Consider the following 17,297-nt stretch of genomic DNA (forward strand, 5'->3'; position numbering starts at 1 on the left):
CCGTGCCAAGAAAAACGACGGACGGGGAGAGATGCGGCGACTCAGCCGAAGTCCGGCAGGTCGTCGGGCGCTTCGTACTCGGACTCCCAGTCGATGTAGTCGTCTTTGAGCACGTCGCACACGTCCTGTCCGAGTTCGGTGAGGCCGGCGTTGATGGACGACACCTCGCCCCACGAGGTGAGTTCGGGGTGGAGTTCGCGCTCCTTCCAGTCCTCGGGGATGCCCGGCGCGTGGTAGCCGACGCGGTCCGCGAAGTCGTCCCAGAAGAAGTCGAAGTGGGAGAGGAGGTCGAGGTCGAGGACGATTTCCCACTGCGCCTCGGTGACGGGCGTCTCGGCGGCCCACGCCTCGAAGGCGTCGGCCCACGCGCCGGCTTCGAGGAACTCCTCCAACTCGGCGCGCTTGAAGTCGGCGTCGGCCGCCACCTGCGCGTCGTCGTACTGGTTCGGGTCGACGGTCGGGAGCGACGGCGGAGCCGGGACGGGAACGTCGAGCATGGTCGCCAGTCGGTCGCCGCGGGGGAAAAGAGTTCGGCGCTGTCGTCGGTGGGAGCGTCCGCCCTACTCCATGCGCTCGATGACGGATTCGAGCTGGTCGGCGCGGGCGGCGACCGCCTCGGCGCGGAGTTCCTCTTCCTCGTCGGTCTCGCAGACGAGGCGGGGCACGGGCGTCGGCTTCCCGTCGTCGTCGAGCGCGACGAACGTCAGGAACGACGTGGTCGTCTTCCGTCGCTCGTCGGTCTTCGGGTTCTCGGCGTGCACGTCGACTTTCACGTCCACGCTGGTCCGACCGACGTTGAACACGTACGCCTCCATGACGGCCACCTCACCGAGGTCGATGGGGCTGATGAAGTCGACGTGGTCCATCGACGCGGTGACGCACTGGCGGTTCGAAAAGCGCATCGCCGCGATGGCCCCGCAGATGTCCATCCAGTGGAGGACCGCGCCACCGAGGGCTCGCCCGAGGTTGTTGGTGTCGTTCGGCAGGAGGAGTTCGGTCATCTCGGTGCGCGACTCGTCGAGCGTCGCGGTGGGTTCGCTCATGCGAGCAGGGTCACGCCGAGGGGGCTTGAAATCGTGGGGCGCGGCGGCGACGGCCCCGGGTCACTCGTCGAAGTCGGCGTCGAACGCCTCGGGCGACTGGCCGGCGGCGTCGAGCACTTCGTCGGAGACGAGAATCGGGCAGTCCACGCGGATGGCGAGGGCGATGGCGTCGCTCGGGCGCGCGTCGAAGACGACCGACCGCGCCTCTCCGTCGTGGTAGCGCTCGGCGTCGACCTTGGCGAGGAACGTGCCGTTCGAGAGGTCGTCGATGCGGATGCTGTCGATTGCCCCCCCGAACTCCGTCACCATCTCGACCAGGAGGTCGTGGGTCAGCGGGCGCTCGAACTGCTCGCCGGAGAGACCGAGTTGGATGGCCTGAGCCTGGTCCGACGTGATGACGATGGGCAGGAACTCGTCGCGCGCTTCGAGGACGACCGCCGGGACGTTCGAGCCGTCTTCGCCGACGCCGACCCCGATACCGCGGACCACGGCACGGTGTTTCATGCTACGTTGTAGTTGGGGGGAGTACGAATAGTTACCCCAGCGCGAATGGCCGGCCCGGTCGCCGTCGGCCCCCGCGGGGCCTCACCGTCGGGCGAACTGGACGGCCGCGACGACGAGCAGGATGACGAGGCCGCCGGCGAAGAAGGCGAGCCCCGGCGGGACGACCTGCGCCGCCGCGGGCGCGGCCTCCGCGGCCATCGTCGAGACCGCCCCGGCGTCGGCGGACTCCGCGGCACCGCCACCGCCGCCGAGGACGCCGACCCCGCGCGTGGCGACCCACTGGACGAGCGCCGACAGCAGCGCCAACACGGCGACGCCCCCGAGCAGGCTCGTCAGCATGGACGCCAGCCCCGTCCGGGTTTCCTCCCCCGCGGCGACGACGACGAGCGGCCTGTCGGCGGGCGCGTACACCTTCATCTCGCGGCCCTTCTCGGAGTAGACGGTGTCGACCACCTCGACGAGGCCCGCGTCGTCGAGCTTTCGGAGGTGGTACTGGACGTTCTGGAGCGACGTGTCGACGCGTTCCGCGAGCTCCGCGGCGTTCGTCGGCTCCTCGTGGAGCGCGGCGAGCACGCGGCGGGCCGTCCCCGACGAGAGCGCCGACAGGAGGTCCGACGCCTCGTCGTCTTCGAGTCCGATGACCCGCGGGGAGGACTCGTCCGCGGCGGAGGTGTCGGGGGTGGAGGGCAACAAACCGGCCATGGCGTGGAGTACTCCGCCGGAGGATACAAACCTGTTGTCCCGCCAGCCGAAAATCGCCGGCGCTCAGACGCCCTCGCTGACCACGAGGACGCGCAGGTCGTTGACGTTCGTCCCCGTCGCGCCGGACTCGACGAGCGCGCCGGCCTCTCGGAGCACCGGGAGCGCGTTGTTTCTCGCCAGCGCGGCGTGGGCGTCGCCCGCGGCGACCGACGAGGCGTCAACGACCGCGCCCGCGACCTCGGTCCCGCCGTCTTTTCCGTCGCTGTCGATGCTGGCGAGGACGGTCCCGTCGGAGAGTTCCGCGGCGGCCGCGAGGCAGAATTCGAGGTTCGGCCCGCCGTCGCCGTCGCCGCGGACCGTCACGGTGCACTCGCCGCCCGAGAGGACCACAGCGGGCGCGGTGATCGGGTTTCCGGTCGCCAGCGACTCCTCCGCGACGGCGACGTGGGTCTTCGCGGCCTCGCGCGCCTCGCCGCGCACGCGAGAGGAGAGGATGAGCGACTCGTACCCGCGGTCGTCGGCCACCTCGCGGGCGGCGTCGAGCGCGGTGAACGTGTCCGCGAGGACGTGGTTCGTCACCCGGTCGAACACCGGGTCGCCGGGCTTCGGCGTCTCCGGCACGTCGCCCGCGGAGCCGCGGGCGAGGCGCGTGCGGACCGGTTTGGGCACGTCGAGGTCGAAGCGGTCCAGCACGTCGAGGGCGTCGTCGTAGGTCGTCTCGTCTGGCGCGGTCGGGCCGGAGGCGATGACGCCGAGGTCGTTTCCGACCACGTCCGAGAGGACGAGGCCGACGACCGTCGCGGGCGCGGCGAGTCGCGCGAGACCGCCGCCTTTCAGCGTCGAGACGTGCTTTCTGACCGCGTTGAGGTCGTGAATCTCCGCGCCGCTTTCGAGCAGTCTGTCGGTCGTCTCCTGCAACTCGGCGAGCGAGATGCCCTCGGCGGGGGCCGGGAGGACCGCGCTCGCGCCGCCCGTGATGGCCGCGAGGACGAGCGTCCGGTCGTCGAGGTCCGAAAGGAGGTCCACGAGTCGCCGGGTGCTCTCGACGCCGCGCGCGGAGGGGACCGGGTGGTCGCCGGGGAGTCGCTCGATGCGTCCGTCGGGGCTCGGCGTCGGGTCGGGCGTCACGACGACGCCGTCGTCGATGCGGTCGCCGAGGACGGCTTCGAGGGCGTCGGCGACGCCGTCGCCGGCTTTGCCCCCGCCGACGACGAGGATTCGGTCGTAGGCGCTCAGGTCGTAGGTCTCGTCCGCGACGGTCAGCGCGTCGCCGTCGAGCGACACCGACTCGCGGACGACGCGGTCGGGAAGGACGGCCTCGACGCCGGCGCGGAGGCAGTCGATGGCCGTCTCGTGGGCGGGCGTCGGGGTTCGCGCGTCGAACTCCTGCATAGTTCGTGGGAGATGCCGACACGGATAAAAACCGTGGGGCGGTAAACCCGGCGATGAACGATTCGTCGCCCGGCGAGGGCCACGTCCGCGTCGTCGGCACGGCCCACGTCTCGGCCGACAGCGTCAGAGAGGTCGAAGAGACCGTCAGAGAGGAGCGTCCCGACGTCGTCGCGGTCGAACTCGACGAGGGGCGCTACCGACAGCTGAAGGGCGGAACGCCCGACGACATCGAAGCGCGCGACCTGCTCCGCGGCAACACCGTCTTCCAGTTTATCGCCTACTGGATGCTGTCGTACGTCCAGTCGCGGATGGGAGACAAGTTCGACGTGAAGCCCGGCGCGGACATGCTCGCGGCGGTCGAGACCGCCGAGGAAGAGGGTCTCGACGTGGCGCTCGTCGACCGCGACATCCAGGTGACCATCCAGCGCTTCTGGCAGCGGATGGGCACGCTCGAAAAGATGCGCATGGCCGGCGACCTCCTGTTCGGGGTCGCCGACGCCCGCGGGGTCGGCGCGGTGTTCGGCATCGCCGTCGGCGTCGTCCTCGGGCCGCTCGTCGGCCTGTTCGGGGGCGCGGTCGGCGTCACCGACCTCCTGTTGACGCGCACGGCCACGGCCGCAGTCTTCGGTGGCGTGGCCGCGTATCTGCTCTACACCGTCGCCTCGTTCTCTCTCGACGGCGACGACGCGATTCTCGCCGGCCTCGGCGGCGGCGCGGCAATCGGTATCGTCGCCGGCTTCGGCCTCGGAGTCGGTACCGGCTTCGTCTCCGGACTCCTCGGGAGCCTCGGCACCGCCATCGTCGGCAGCCTCGTCATCGGCGTCCTCGCGGGCGTCGTCGTGGGCGTCACCGTCGGCGCGGTCCTGAACGCCTTCGGCCTGTTCGCGCCCGTCGAGGGCGACGCCGACGCCGACTACGAGGAGTTCGACATGGCCGAACTGACCGACGGCGACGTGGTCTCGGCGATGATGGAGGAGTTCCGCCGGTTCAGTCCCGGCGGCGCGGAGGCGCTCATCGACGAGCGCGACGCCTACATCGCCCACCAGCTCGTCGCGCTCCGGCAGTCCGGCCGCCACGTCGTCGCCGTCGTCGGCGCGGGCCACCGCGAGGGCATCGAGAACTACCTCGAACACCCCGAGACGCTCCCGCCGATGGAGTCGCTCGTCGGCGTCGCGGAAAAAGACGGCTTCCCGTGGGGCAAGCTGCTCGGGTTCGGCGTTACCGCCGTGTTCATCGCCTTCTTCGTCCTCCTCGCGATGGCCGGCGTCGGCAACGAACGACTCCTGACCATCTTCGGCGCGTGGTTCCTCATCAACGGCGTGTTCGCCGCTGCGCTCGCCAAGGTCGCCGGCGCGCGGTGGACTTCCGCCCTCGTCGGCGGCCTCGTCGCGTGGATGACCTCCATCAACCCGCTTCTCGCGCCCGGCTGGTTCACCGGCTACGTCGAACTCCGGCACACGCCGGTCAACGTCGGCGACATCGGCAAACTGAACGAACTACTCTCCGACGAGGAGACGCCCATCGTCGAACTCGTCGGCCAGATGTTCGACGTGCCGCTGTTCAAGCTCATCATGGTCGTCGCCATGACGAACATCGGGAGCATCGTCGCGAGCTTCCTCTTCGTCACCTACGTCATCCCCGTCATCGCCTCCGACCTCGGCGGCGTCGCGGGCGTGACGAACCTGATGTTCGAGGGCGCGCGCAACAGCGCCGACCTCATCTGGAGGTCCCTGACGTGAACGTCTCGTTTTCCTCGCGCGAGCTCCGCGACCTGCTCGTCGCGTGGGTCGCGCTCGGCCTCGCCTTCGCCATCTTCTTCGCCGGCGGCGGCAACCGCACCATCCAACTGCTGACGAACGGGTCGTTCGGTCTCGCGCTCGTCGTGAGCCTCCTGACGGCCGGCGTGGGCTTTCTCCTCCACGAGGTCGCCCACAAGGTCGTCGCCGTCAGGTTCAATCAGGTGGCCGAGTTCCGCGCCGACTACGGCATGCTCGCGGTCGCCATCATGAGCGCGCTCGTCGGGTTCATCTTCGCCGCGCCCGGCGCGGTCTATCACCGCGGCGTGCTCACGGAGCGCGAACACGGCCTCATCGCCCTCGCGGGACCGGTGACGAACCTGCTGCTCCTCGTCGCGTTCGCGCCGGTGCTCGTCGTCGGCGTCCTCGTCGGCTCCGACGTAATCCAGCTCGTCGGCTCGCGCGGGCTCATCATCAACGCCTTCCTCGCGGCGTTCAACATGCTCCCGCTCGGCTCGCTCGACGGTAAGACGGTCCAGTCGTGGAGCACGCCGGTGTTCGCCGGCGTCCTCGTCCTGTCGATTCTCCTCACCGTCGGCCTGTTCCTGTTCGTCGGGTTCTGACCCGACGGGGGTTTCGGACAACCCCAATCGCGCTATTTCTGGCTCGTCTCGTTCTCGAAGTCGCGAGCGACCGCTAGCGTCGGACGGGAGAACAGAGAGCACTCGAAGGACTCGGGGCGCAGTCGGTACTCGGGGCGCTACGAGGACGAATGCGGGGAGAAGGGGACCGCACGAGTGCGGCGGGGACCGGTCGTCGAGGTCGAGATTCGGGGACGCTTGCGGCCGTGGAGTGCAGTTCGAGACGCGGGGTTGGATTGGGCTGTGTCTGATGTGGGCAGAGGTTGGCTGAAGTTGGCAGGGGTGAGTTGGGGTGGGCAGAGGTTGGCTGAGGTCGGTGTTCCGGTTGGAGTCGGGCAGGTGGACTGGTTTGCGGGCGGTTCGCGGTCGGGCAGGGGCAGGCGCGCCGTGAGAGAGGCCTGCGTCGGCGGGGAACCGAGACGAATCCGGGTTGGTCGTCCGCGTCGAGGACCGCGGTTTACTGCTGGCCGTGGTCGCGCCCGAGGACGAGCGCGACGGCGTGGAGGGCGATGAGGCCGACGAAGAGGGGGAGTTCGCCGGTCGAGAGGCCGCCGCTGAGGACGGGCAGGTACGCGAGGGGCAGCGCGACTGCCGACCAGAAGGCGACGGTTTCGAGGGGGGCGTACGCGAGGCGACCGACGGTCGATGCGAAGTCGAGCGCGATCGAGTCGTTCGTGGAGGGGATTCCGGACATCGTCACTTCTGCATACGACAGGGACCATAATATAAGGGACCGAGCGTTACCGTGAATTCGGGTCCTTTTTCGACCGTTCAAGGCCGGGTTACGGGAGACATTCTCTTTTCGTAACGTTTTACAAACGTCTCAAATCGACCGAGAATATTTATCCGCTCGTCTCGTGCTTTTTCGCAAATATTGCAATAGCGGTCTATTATTCAATAACATTGGCTCGGAAGCGGGCGATTAGGAGGGTCGTAGCGGGGGGCGTCTCGGAGCGCGCACGCTCGGCAGGAAGTGGGTAACCGAAGGGGGCGACGCCGGCCCACCGTCTATCCGTCGTCGGTCGGGTCGCCGGCGAACGCTCATCTATGCGAGATCGTGTATGATTCGTACCCTGTGATTTTATATTTCGGCCTATCTCGTACACGAACATGACAAACGACGACTCCGACGGGATGACCTACGCCGACGCGGGCGTCGACATCGAAGCGAGCGAGGCCGCGACCGCCGCGCTCGTCGCACAGGTCGGCGGCGGGTCGGGCGACTACGCCGGCCTGCTCGACATCGGCGACCGCTACCTCGGACTCGCCACCGACGGCGTCGGCACCAAACTGCTCGTCGCCGAGGCGCTCGACGACTACTCGACGGTCGGCATCGACTGCATCGCCATGAACGCCAACGACCTCGTCGCGGCCGGCGTTCGGCCCGTCGCGTTCGTGGACTACCTCGCGGTCGACGCCCCCGACGAGACGTTCGCCGAGCAGGTCGGACAGGGCCTCGCCGCGGGCGCAGAGGAGGCCGACATCGAACTCGTCGGCGGCGAAACCGCCGTCATGCCCGAGGTCATCAACGGCCTCGACCTCGCCGGCACCTGCGCGGGACTGGCGAAGAAAGACGCCATCTTCCCCGGCGAGGCCGAGGAAGGCGACGCGCTCGTCGGCTTCCCGTCGTCCGGCATCCACTCGAACGGTCTCACGCTCGCCCGCAAGGCCGCGACGGCCGACGGCGACTACGACGACGACTGGGACGGCGACGACTACGACACCGTCGGCGAGGCGCTCCTCGAACCGACGCGGCTCTACACCTACCTGCTCGACGACCTGCGCGCGGCCGAGACCAACGCCGCGGCCCACGTCACCGGCGGCGGGTGGACCAACCTCGAACGCATGGGCGAGTTCCGCTACGTCGTCGACGACGCGTTCGACCCCCAGCCGGTGTTCGAGTTCGTCCAAGAACGCGGCGGCGTCTCCGACGAGGAGATGCACACGACGTTCAACATGGGCACCGGCTTCGTCGCGGCCGTCCCCGAGGAGAACGCCGAGGCGCTGGTCGAGGCGACCGACGGCCGCGTCATCGGGCGCGTCGAGGCGGGCGACGGCGTCTCGATTCGCGGCCTCGACCTCTGAGGCCGGACCGAGCGCCGAATCGAACTGTTCGATGAGAAGCACTATTTTATCGATGTTCGCCATAGTGGTGGTGTGACTTCACCGCCACCGACTCCGAGCGGCCTCCCGCTCGTGGGCCACACCGTCGGCTTCGCGGCCGACCCGTTCGGCTTCGTCGCCGACCTCCTCGCGGACCACGGCGTCGAGGACGCGGTCGGACTCGACGTGGTGGGGATGGACGAGCTGTACGTCCTCGCCCACCCCAACCATTTCGAGCGGGCGTTCGTGACCGACCGCGACTCAATCGTCAAGGGCGGCGAGTTCGAGGCCGCCTTCGGCGACGCCGTCATCGCGGCCGAGGGCGACGAGTGGCGGCGACAGCGCGACGAGCTAGACCCCTTCTTCCGCTGGGACCGGGTCGACGACTACGCGTCCGTGATGCGCCGACAGGTCGAGCGCCGCCTGCGGACGTGGCCCGACGCGGGAACGCTGTCGCTCGAATCCGAGATGAAGGCGGTCACCTTGGACATCATCTTCGCCACCATCCTCGGCCGGGAACTCGACCGCGACGGCGACGAGCGGATTCGGTCGGCCGCCGACGGTCTCAACGGCCGCTTCGCGCCCGCGTCGTGGGTGCTGCCGTCGTGGGTGCCGACGCCGAGTCGACGCCGGTTCGACCGCGCCGACCGCGTCCTCCGCGAGGAGGTCCGAGAACTGGTCGAGACCGCCGACGACGAGAGCCTCACTCGCCGCCTCGCCGACGCGCTCGGAACAGACGCAGACTACCCGACGACCGTCGAGTCGCTGGAGAACCAGCTCGTGGGCATGATTTTCGCCGGCCACGAGACGACCGCGCTCGCGCTCACCTACGCGCTGTACCTGCTCGCGACCCACCCCGAGACCCGCGAGCGCGCCGCCGCCGAGGTCGACCGCGTCGTCGGCGACGGCCCCGTGACCGCCGAGGCGACCCGGGAGCTTCCGGTGCTCGAACGCGTCATCAAGGAGACGATTCGGCTCTATCCGCCGGTCCACACGCTCCCGCGAGAGACGGCGAAACCGTTTCCGACCGGTGACCGGGTCATCCCGGCGGGCACGGACATCCACCTCTCGATCATCCGCATCCACCGCGACGAGCGGTGGTACGACGACCCGCTCGCGTTCCGGCCCGAGCGATGGGACGACGACACCGACCGACCCGCCTACGCCTATCTCCCCTTCGGGGCCGGACCGCGGAGCTGTCTCGGGCGAGCGTTCGCGCTCACGGAGGCGAAAATCGTGCTCGCGACCGTCCTCCGCGACTTCGACCTCGACTGGGGCGGCGACGGAGCGTTAGCAATCACGCCCGAAATGACGACCCAGCCGAAGGGAGAAACGCCGCTCGTCGTCCGGCGGCGGTGAGTCCGCAGCGGCGGGCTGTCGGGGACCGACCGTCGGTTCGGGGCCGCCTCAGATGTGGGCCGCGATGTCGGCCTCGGTGATGATACCGACCGTCTCGCCGCTTTCGACGACGATGATGGCCGAGTTGTGGTCGAGGTAGACGCCGATTTCGTCCAGCGTCGTCTCGGGTTCGACGGTCGTGACGCCCTCGGACATGACCTCGTTGACGGGGCGGTCGGTGACGTCGTCCTCTTGGACGTGGCGGATGTCGGCGTTCGAGATGATGCCGAGCGGGCGGCCGTTCTCGATGACGGGCAACTGCGAGAAGCCGGCGTCGAGCATGATGTCGCGCGCCTCGCGGACGGAGTTGTCGGGGGCGACGCTCCGGACGGTCGTGTTCATGATGTCTTCCGCGCGCACGATGCGACCCTCGGCCTCGTCCAGCGCCTCGACGATGCGCCGGAGCGTCGAGAGGCGCGGGTCGACGTCGCCGCCTTCGATGCGGGCGATGAGCGGCTGTGAGACACCGGCCATGTCGGCGAGTTTGCTCTGCGTCAACTCCAAGGAGTTCCGCCGTTCCCTGAGGTCCTGCGGCGTGGGGAGTTCCATGCCGGAGTGATAACCCGTAGTTATGAAAAAGTGTTCCGGTCGCCCACCGGAGATGGGAGTCGCCGCGTTACTGCTCTTCGTCGGAGTCGAACTCGCGGATGTCGATGACGTCGAGAGGAACGTCGCGGAGCGCGCCGCCGACCTCGCTTTTGGCGATGCGGGAGGCGTGCTTCTCGCCGTCCGCGTTGAAAATCTTGATTTCGAGGAGCAGGCCGACGAGCGCGGTGTTGGCCGCGATGAACGCGGAGTCGAACGGTTCGCCACAGGCGGGACAGGGCGTCGCGCCGACTTCGACCTCGACGTACTCCTTGTCCTTCTGGTTGAGTCGCTTGCCGGCCTCGCTGACCGCGACGCCGATGGCGTCGTCGATGTCTTCTACGTCCCGGACCAACCAGGCCGCCTCCATCGCGACGAGATAGTTGCTCATACATACGTTACGCGCCGGTGGGGTTTCGTGTCTTGTGGTTCGAGTGTCGGGGCGCGTGGGATTCACACGCCCGACGCGCGCACCGACCGCGACGCGACCGAATCCGCGATGCGTCCGAATTCGCGACGCTCCCGCCGCCCGACCGGGGCGCGCACGACCCGCGCATGCCACGGTGATTATCGCTATAACTTATAGAAAAGCACTCCGCGGGTCACGCGCGACCCACGCCGAATAGTCGGTCTAGTTGGTCTAGAGACAAGTTCGCTTTAATCGACAGACAGCGTCGGGGTGTTCCGCGTCGGATTGAGAGAAGATTTATATACTGGCACCGCCCGAGCCTCGACTGAGGACACGGTGATGATTCCCCGCCTAACCAAGTACGTCCTGTTCGCCGCCTACCAGCTATCGGTCGCGATGGGCATCGCGCTGCTCCCCGTCGCGCTCGCCGCCCGTCGGATGGGCGTGACCCTGCCGATTCGCCGGCTCGTGGAGACGACCGGAACCGCCTACGAACGCGCCGCGGCTCGCTAACGCGACTCGGGCGACTCCCTCCTTCCGACGCCGCTCACCGCGAGCGACCGCCTCGCGCGGCCGCCGCCGACACGCGTCTGACGCTTTGGCACCGGCAACGGAGAGGTGAAGGGTTGCATTTATCAGCGCCGAAGTGCAATCGCTGACAATGCGTACCCCGACTCACGACGAGTTCTCCGGCCGTCTCGACTCGCTGAACGGCGACCGCTCGAACGTGTTCGGCCCCGAGCTCGGCGAGTTCTCGAACGCCGACCGCCGCGCCGACGAACTCGGTGACAAAGAGACGAAGACCGGAACGACCACCGTCGGTATCAAGACCGAAGAAGGCGTCGTCCTCGCGACCGACATGCGCGCGAGCATGGGCTACATGGTCTCCTCGAAGGACGTCCAGAAGGTCGAAGAGATTCACCCGACGGGCGCGCTGACCATCGCCGGCTCCGTCTCGGCCGCCCAGTCGCTCATCAGCTCCCTCCGCGCCGAGGTCCGCCTGTACGAGGCTCGCCGCGGCGAGGACATGAGCATGCAGGCGCTGTCGACGCTCGTCGGCAACTTCCTCCGCTCGGGCGGGTTCTACGTCGTCCAGCCAATCCTCGGCGGCGTCGACGAGACCGGCCCGCACATTTACAGCATCGACCCCGCCGGCTCCATCCTCGAAGAGGAGTACACCGTCACCGGCTCCGGCAGCCAGTACGCCCTCGGTGTGCTCGAACAGGAGTTCGAAGACGGCCTCAGCATCGAGGAGGCGAAGGGAGTCGCCACGAAGGCCATCCGCTCGGCGGTCGAGCGCGACCTCGCCTCGGGCAACGGCATCAACATCGCCGTCGTCACCGAGGACGGCGTCGACATCCAGCGCCACCAGAACTTCGAAGGCCTCGAATAAGTCGCCCGCAGTCGGCGGTTTCTCTCCATTTTCGCGATTCGTGACCGGCGGGACTGGCCGGAACTCCCGCGGTGGGAGCCCCGCGACGAAACCGCCGTAACGGAGCCCGCGACGAAATCCCCGCGGCCGAATCCCTCGCTCAGTCGCCGCCTGGAAGCGGCCGCAAGAGCCCGTACCACGCCCGGTAGACGACCACGCCGAGGACGCGCCCGAAGCCGAGGCTGTACGTGAACGACTCGGTGCGGGGAAGCAGTCGGCGCTCGACCGCGAGGCCGACGAGGCTGACGACCAGCCCGCGACGCCGATTCGACCGAACCTTCCAGCAATCGCGGTCGTACGCCCACACCTGTCCGACTCCCCACGCTCCGCCGACGGCCAGTCCGCCCGGCGACAGCGGCGTCGGCTCGTGGGACTCGTCGTCACTGGAGCGGAGCAGACGGCGCATCGACACCATCCAGAGCGCGGTGAGAACTGCGATACCGAGTTGAGCGACCGCTTTCGTCCGACGGGAGACCATACGCGGTCTTCGCGGGACGCAGTAATAGTTATTTCTCCGACAAGACGTGAGAGCGTCGGCGGCCGGCGAGCACGGCCGCGAGCGTCGTCGCGGACGCGGGCGCTCGCGCCGTCAGAACCAGTCCGAGAACGCGCCTTCGAGCAGCGATTCGGACTGCCGTTCGACGTACTCGCGTTGCATCTCGCGGAGCGCCGCCCCGAAGTCGCCGCCGCCGTCGAGGGCGTCGCGGACGCGGGCGCGCTTCCAGTCGGCCGGCGTGACGCCCGTCTCGACGCGCTTTCGCAGGGGTTCGAGATAGTAGTTGGCCTCCTCCTCGGAACAGCCCGCGAGCCGAAGCCCGTCGCGGGCGTGGACGAGCAGGTCCTCGTAGAGCTCCGCGCCGGTCACGTCGTCGCCGTCGACGTCTATCCACCGTAGGTCGCCGTGCGGCCCCTCGCGCATCGCGGTGTAGAAGTTCTCTTCGGCGGTCTCCCAGTCGAGGCCGATGACGGGATGGTCGAGTCGAGGGAGCCGTTCCATGAGCCCGGCGAAGGCCGCTTGGAACGCCACCGAGTCGCGGACGGTCGGCTGGCCCGCGATGGGTCGGAACTCGATGCGGGCGTTGGCCGACGACCGGGACGCGCCGTCGAACACCGGGCGGACCCACCGCCAGTAGGTGCCGTGTTTCCGGCGGAGCGTGGCGAAGTCGTCGTCGAAGCGGTCGCCGCGTTCGACCGACATGGGGACCATCGTGGAGTCCTCGACGACGCGGTCGACCGCGTCCTCGACGGTGTCGAGGTCGCCGGGGAAGGCGACCTTCTCGTGGTCGCCGGAGTTGAGCACCGACTCGAACACCGCGATGCGGTTTTCGTCCCACCCGTCGTCGAGAATTTCGTCGGCCGTCGCGTCCTCGTCGTAGAGGTCTGCGGGGAAGAACGGGGAGTTGACGCCGAGCGCGAGCAGCGGCCCGGCGACCCGGAGCGCGTAGTTGAAGTGGTACGGCAGGTCGTCGGCGTGCGGGACCTGATAGTGCGGCTGGATGGACGTGATGAGCGCCTCGGGCATCACGGTGTCCGCTTTCAGCGAGACGTGCGGCGCGTCGAGCGTGAACGACGCCGGGGCGGTCGGCCCGTTCGCCATCGCGTGGTAGCGCACGGAGTTGCTCATGTTCGTCGCGAGGCGGACGCCTCCGTCGGTGACGGAGTCGGTCAGGTACTCGCGGGCGCTCTCGCCGGCCGGCGGGATGCTCCACATCCCGTCGGAGACGAGGCGCATCCCCTCGGCGGCGGCGCAGTCGAGCGCGGCGTCGAGTCGGGCGCGGACCTCGGATTCCTGCGCGCGGAGGCCGTGGGGGTTCAGCGGTTGGGGGCTCGTGGTCATCTCGGCGTTGTGGAGTCCGAGTTCCTTCTCGAAGCCCATGAGGCCGAGCAGGCGGCGCGGGACCCGCATGAGCGCGTGCACGTCGTCTTCGCTCGCGGACCAGCGACCGTCGGAGACGGCGTAGAACTCGTACTCCAAGCCGACGATTGACTGGTGGTTATCGAAGGTCCCCTCGCGCAGTTCGCGCTTGAGCACCTCGGCGTCGGCTTTCGCTTGCGCTTCGAACTCGGCCGCGTCGACCGCGAGCACGTCTTCGACGCGCTCTGCGAGGTCGTCGCTCATACCCGGCGTTCTGGCGTCGAACGCCTTCAACTTCCCGGCACTCCGGACGTTCGACAGCGAATCACATCCCCGACGACTGTCGAGACGCTTTTGCCCCGCGCGGCGATACCCACGGACGATGCAGTTCGCCGAGTTCGCCGCCCGCGCCGCCGAGATAGAAGCCGAGCCAGCGGACCTCGCGGTCGTCTCGCTCCTCTCAGACCTCTTTTCGGACGCCGGCGACGACCTCCCGACGGTCGCCCGGTTCGTCCAAGGTCGCGTCTTCCCGGCGTGGGACTCGACCACGCTCGACATCGGCCCGCGGCTCTGCCACGAGGCCATCGCCCGCGCCGCCGGCCCGAACGTCTCGGCCGACGACGTGGAGGACCGCCTCGCCGACCGCGGCGAAATCGGCGCGGTCGCCGCGAGCTACGACTTCGGCGGCCAGCGCGGCCTCGCCGCCTTCGGCTCGGGCGAACAGGACGGCCTGACCGTCGCCGAAGTCGATTCGGAGCTCCGCGCCCTCGCGGCCGCCTCCGGCTCCGGCAGCGAGGAGACGAAGCTCAAGACGCTCTACGGCCTGTTCAACCGGACCGACCCCGACGAGGCGCGCTTCCTCGCGCGGCTCGTCCTCTCCGAGATGCGCATCGGCGTCGGCGAGGGGACCGTCCGCGACGCCGTCGCGGAGGCGTTCTTGGTCGCCCCCGCGGACGCCGCCGCCATCCGCGACGACGACGCCGACTCGGAGACCGAAGCCGCCGCCCGGGAGCGCCGAAACGAGGCCATCGCCGCCGTCGCCCGCGCCTTGCAGGTGTCGAACGACTACGGCATGGTCGCCGGACTCGCCCGCGACGAGGGCGAAACCGGGCTCGACGGGGTTCGCCTCGAAGTCGGCCGCCCCGTGCAGGCGATGCTGGCACAGGCCGGCACCGCCGCCGACGCGCTCGACGAGTGGGGAACCGCCGCGGTCGAGACCAAGTTCGACGGCGCGCGCGTGCAGGTCCACCGCGACGCCGACGGCGAGGTGTCGCTGTTTTCGCGCAACATGGAGGACGTGACCGACGCGCTCCCCGAGGTGGTCGAGTTCGTCGCCGGCGCGGTCGACGACCCCGTCATCCTCGACGGCGAGGTCGTGGCGATGGACGACGGCGGCGAGCCCCTGCCGTTTCAGGAGATTCTCCGTCGCTTCCGCCGAAAACACGACGTGGGACGGATGCGCGAGGAGGTCCGGGTCGAACTCCGGGCGTTCGACTGCCTGCACGCCGCCGGCGACGACCTCCTGGCCGACCCGCTTGCCGCCCGCCACGACCGACTGACCGCGCTCCTCGGTGACGACTCACCGGCCGTCTCGGACCTGCTCCTCTCGGACGACCCCGACGAAATCGCCGCCTACGAGGCCGACGCCCTCGACGCCGGCCACGAGGGTATCATGCTGAAGAACCCCGACGCGCCGTACTCGCCGGGCGACCGCGGGAAGAACTGGCTGAAGCGCAAGCCCGACGTGGAGACGCTGGACCTCGTCGTCACCGGCGCGGAGTGGGGCGAGGGTCGCCGCGCGGAGTTCCTCGGGACGTTCCTGCTTTCGGCCCGCGTCGAAGCCGAGTCCGGGGACGACGCCTTCGAGACCATCGGCAAGGTCGCCACGGGCATCACCGACGAGGAGTTGGCCGAGTTGACCGACCTCCTCGAACCCGAAATCGAACGCGAGGCGGGCAAGGAGGTCGACATCCGCCCGTCGGTCGTCTTCGAAGTCGGCTACGAGGAGATTCAGGCCTCGCCGACGTACTCCTCGGGCTACGCGCTTCGGTTCCCGCGGTTCGTCACCGTCCGCGAGGACAAGACCGCCGAGACGGCCGACTCGCTGGACCGCGTGGAGCGACTGGCCGACTCGCAGTGAGCGACGCTCGCGGCGGGTCGCGCCCAAAGAGATATACTGTGCTAAAATCCACAGGTTCACACAAATGCCCTCCACGGACGTTAACGCCCTCCTGAAGCCGCTCGCGCTCTATACGGGGCTCCTCGGGCTGGTTACTGTCGGTGCGGTGTATCTCGCCACGCACTCGGGGCTGTACCTGCTGGCGTTGACGGGGGCCGGCGTGCTCCTCGTCGTGCTCGGCGGCGGCGCAGTCGGGCAGATGGGTCCGAGCAACGTCGAACACGCGGGCGAGAAGGGCGGGACGAACAGGGTCGTCTCGAACGCGGGGCTGTGGTCGCCCGTCGAGACGGACACGTCGCTCCGACTCGCCCTCCTGTGCTACGGGGCCGGCGTGTTCCTGTGGAGCCTCGTCGTGTTCGGCGTCCTGCGCGACACGCTCGTCTGAGCGGGACCCCGCGAATCCGCCACTGTCGCTCGCCACCCGTCACCCGCCACCGCCACCCGCCGCCCGTCCGCACCGGCCGACTCTCACCGAGAGCCGCGCTTTTTACCCCTCGGTCCGAGGTATCGCGTATGACCATCAAACACGACGGCCTCGACGTGTCGTGGCTCGGCTACGCGACCGTCAGAATCGAGTCGCCCGACGGCTTCGTCGTCTACTTCGACCCCGGCCGCTACGGCGTCCTCGACGACTACTACGCCCGCGACGGCGACCTGATTTTGGTCACGCACAACCACCACTACGACTCCGACGCCATCGAGCAGGTCGCAGCCGCCGACGCGACCGTCGTCGCGTTCGAGGGGGTCGACGCGGCGACTATCGACCGCGACGTGGTGCCGGTCGAGGACCTCCCCTACGAGACGGTCCGCGTGGACGAGGAAGCCCACCTCACCGTCGGTGAGGTCGACGTGTGGTCGCTCCCGGCGTTCAACGACCCCGACGGCCCGCATCTCCGCGACGGCGACGTGGTTCACCCGCAGGGGTTCGGCTGCGGCTTCCACATCTCGATTGCCGACCGAACCGTCTTCTGGCCCGGCGACTCCGACGTGCTCGAAGGCCACAAACATCTCGAAGTGTCGCTGTTTCTCGCCAACATCGGCGGCTCGGTCGTGATGGACCGCCGCGAGGCCGCCGACCTCGCGGAGACGCTCGACCCGGACCTCGTGCTTCCGATTCACTACGACACGATTCCGCTTCTCGAAACCGACCCGGACGCCTTCGTCGTGGACGTGGCGAACCGCGGTATCCCGGTCGTCCTCGACGACCCCGACCAGGTCTGAGGCGGCGACGGCGGGACCGACAGCCGGGCAGACAGACAACCAGACGGACTGGCGAATGGACCGAACGATTTTGCCGCGTCGGGCCGTCGGTTCGCGT

General features: G+C 68.8%; 19 protein-coding genes. 9 read left to right on the plus strand and 10 right to left on the minus strand.

Annotated elements, in window-relative coordinates:
- Positions 1–41 precede the first annotated feature (41 nt).
- The 5 genes from DVK03_RS07680 to DVK03_RS07700 form a co-directional block, all read right to left on the minus strand.
- Positions 42–497, minus strand: coding sequence for a hypothetical protein (locus tag DVK03_RS07680; RefSeq protein ID WP_004063257.1), 456 nt, complete (start codon positions 495–497; stop codon positions 42–44).
- Between the two features lie 63 nt (positions 498–560).
- On the minus strand, positions 561–1,043 hold the full coding sequence (locus tag DVK03_RS07685) for an acyl-CoA thioesterase (protein ID WP_004063256.1): 483 nt from the start codon (positions 1,041–1,043) through the stop codon (positions 561–563).
- A gap of 60 nt (positions 1,044–1,103) precedes the next feature.
- Positions 1,104–1,547, minus strand: coding sequence for a bifunctional nuclease family protein (locus tag DVK03_RS07690; RefSeq protein WP_004041429.1), 444 nt, complete (start codon positions 1,545–1,547; stop codon positions 1,104–1,106).
- Positions 1,548–1,628: 81 nt separating this feature from the next.
- Positions 1,629–2,249, minus strand: coding sequence for a winged helix-turn-helix domain-containing protein (locus DVK03_RS07695; RefSeq protein WP_115802611.1), 621 nt, complete (start codon positions 2,247–2,249; stop codon positions 1,629–1,631).
- A gap of 63 nt (positions 2,250–2,312) precedes the next feature.
- Entirely contained in the window at positions 2,313–3,641 is a 1,329-nt protein-coding gene (locus DVK03_RS07700) for a glycerate kinase (protein WP_115802612.1), read from the minus strand.
- Positions 3,642–3,694: 53 nt separating this feature from the next.
- Here DVK03_RS07700 and DVK03_RS07705 point away from each other — a divergent pair, with 53 nt between their 5' ends.
- A complete protein-coding gene (locus DVK03_RS07705; protein ID WP_115802613.1) occupies positions 3,695–5,380 on the plus strand; it encodes a TraB/GumN family protein in 1,686 nt (561 codons plus the stop codon).
- Positions 5,377–6,000 carry a hypothetical protein gene (locus DVK03_RS07710; protein ID WP_004063252.1) on the plus strand — a complete coding sequence of 208 codons (624 nt, stop codon included), beginning with the start codon at positions 5,377–5,379 and terminating at the stop codon, positions 5,998–6,000. Before DVK03_RS07705 ends, DVK03_RS07710 begins: the two co-directional genes overlap by 4 nt.
- Positions 6,001–6,475: 475 nt before the next feature.
- Here the strand turns inward: DVK03_RS07710 and DVK03_RS07715 are convergent, their stop codons facing one another.
- On the minus strand, positions 6,476–6,712 hold the full coding sequence (locus DVK03_RS07715) for a hypothetical protein (RefSeq protein WP_115802614.1): 237 nt from the start codon (positions 6,710–6,712) through the stop codon (positions 6,476–6,478).
- A gap of 416 nt (positions 6,713–7,128) precedes the next feature.
- Here DVK03_RS07715 and purM point away from each other — a divergent pair, with 416 nt between their 5' ends.
- On the plus strand, positions 7,129–8,103 hold the full coding sequence (purM, locus tag DVK03_RS07720) for a phosphoribosylformylglycinamidine cyclo-ligase (protein ID WP_115802615.1): 975 nt from the start codon (positions 7,129–7,131) through the stop codon (positions 8,101–8,103).
- A 72-nt stretch (positions 8,104–8,175) separates the two neighbouring features.
- On the plus strand, positions 8,176–9,480 hold the full coding sequence (locus DVK03_RS07725; protein WP_115802616.1) for a cytochrome P450: 1,305 nt from the start codon (positions 8,176–8,178) through the stop codon (positions 9,478–9,480).
- A gap of 48 nt (positions 9,481–9,528) precedes the next feature.
- Here DVK03_RS07725 and DVK03_RS07730 read toward each other — a convergent pair whose 3' ends face one another.
- Complete coding sequence (locus DVK03_RS07730; RefSeq protein WP_004041437.1) at positions 9,529–10,068, minus strand: CBS domain-containing protein; 540 nt, start codon at positions 10,066–10,068, stop codon at positions 9,529–9,531.
- A gap of 67 nt (positions 10,069–10,135) precedes the next feature.
- Positions 10,136–10,495 carry a DUF555 domain-containing protein gene (locus tag DVK03_RS07735; RefSeq protein ID WP_004041438.1) on the minus strand — a complete coding sequence of 120 codons (360 nt, stop codon included), beginning with the start codon at positions 10,493–10,495 and terminating at the stop codon, positions 10,136–10,138.
- Between the two features lie 357 nt (positions 10,496–10,852).
- Between DVK03_RS07735 and DVK03_RS20035 the strand changes: the two genes are divergently transcribed.
- Complete coding sequence (locus DVK03_RS20035; RefSeq protein ID WP_004063248.1) at positions 10,853–11,026, plus strand: hypothetical protein; 174 nt, start codon at positions 10,853–10,855, stop codon at positions 11,024–11,026.
- A gap of 148 nt (positions 11,027–11,174) precedes the next feature.
- On the plus strand, positions 11,175–11,906 hold the full coding sequence (psmB, locus tag DVK03_RS07740; RefSeq protein ID WP_004041440.1) for a proteasome endopeptidase complex subunit beta: 732 nt from the start codon (positions 11,175–11,177) through the stop codon (positions 11,904–11,906).
- Between the two features lie 139 nt (positions 11,907–12,045).
- On the opposite strand, the gene DVK03_RS07745 is transcribed toward psmB, so the two are convergent.
- Together DVK03_RS07745 and DVK03_RS07750 are read right to left on the minus strand one after the other, a co-directional pair.
- The gene (locus DVK03_RS07745) at positions 12,046–12,423 is read right to left on the minus strand and encodes a hypothetical protein (protein ID WP_004041441.1); all 378 of its coding nucleotides are present in this window, start codon (positions 12,421–12,423) and stop codon (positions 12,046–12,048) included.
- Positions 12,424–12,534: 111 nt separating this feature from the next.
- Positions 12,535–14,064 carry a hypothetical protein gene (locus DVK03_RS07750; RefSeq protein ID WP_115802617.1) on the minus strand — a complete coding sequence of 510 codons (1,530 nt, stop codon included), beginning with the start codon at positions 14,062–14,064 and terminating at the stop codon, positions 12,535–12,537.
- Between the two features lie 118 nt (positions 14,065–14,182).
- Here DVK03_RS07750 and ligA point away from each other — a divergent pair, with 118 nt between their 5' ends.
- The 3 genes from ligA to DVK03_RS07765 all read left to right on the plus strand — a co-directional run bounded on the left by ligA (position 14,183) and on the right by DVK03_RS07765 (position 17,200).
- Complete coding sequence (ligA, locus tag DVK03_RS07755; protein ID WP_115802618.1) at positions 14,183–15,940, plus strand: ATP-dependent DNA ligase LigA; 1,758 nt, start codon at positions 14,183–14,185, stop codon at positions 15,938–15,940.
- Positions 15,941–16,004: 64 nt separating this feature from the next.
- Complete coding sequence (locus DVK03_RS07760) at positions 16,005–16,364, plus strand: hypothetical protein (RefSeq protein ID WP_115802619.1); 360 nt, start codon at positions 16,005–16,007, stop codon at positions 16,362–16,364.
- Between the two features lie 128 nt (positions 16,365–16,492).
- Positions 16,493–17,200 (plus strand): MBL fold metallo-hydrolase, encoded by a 708-nt coding sequence (locus DVK03_RS07765; protein ID WP_115802620.1) that lies wholly within the window; start codon positions 16,493–16,495, stop codon positions 17,198–17,200.
- Positions 17,201–17,297 lie beyond the last annotated feature (97 nt).

The sequence above is a fragment of the Haloferax sp. Atlit-109R genome, from assembly GCF_003665865.1.
Taxonomy (GTDB): domain Archaea; phylum Halobacteriota; class Halobacteria; order Halobacteriales; family Haloferacaceae; genus Haloferax; species Haloferax volcanii.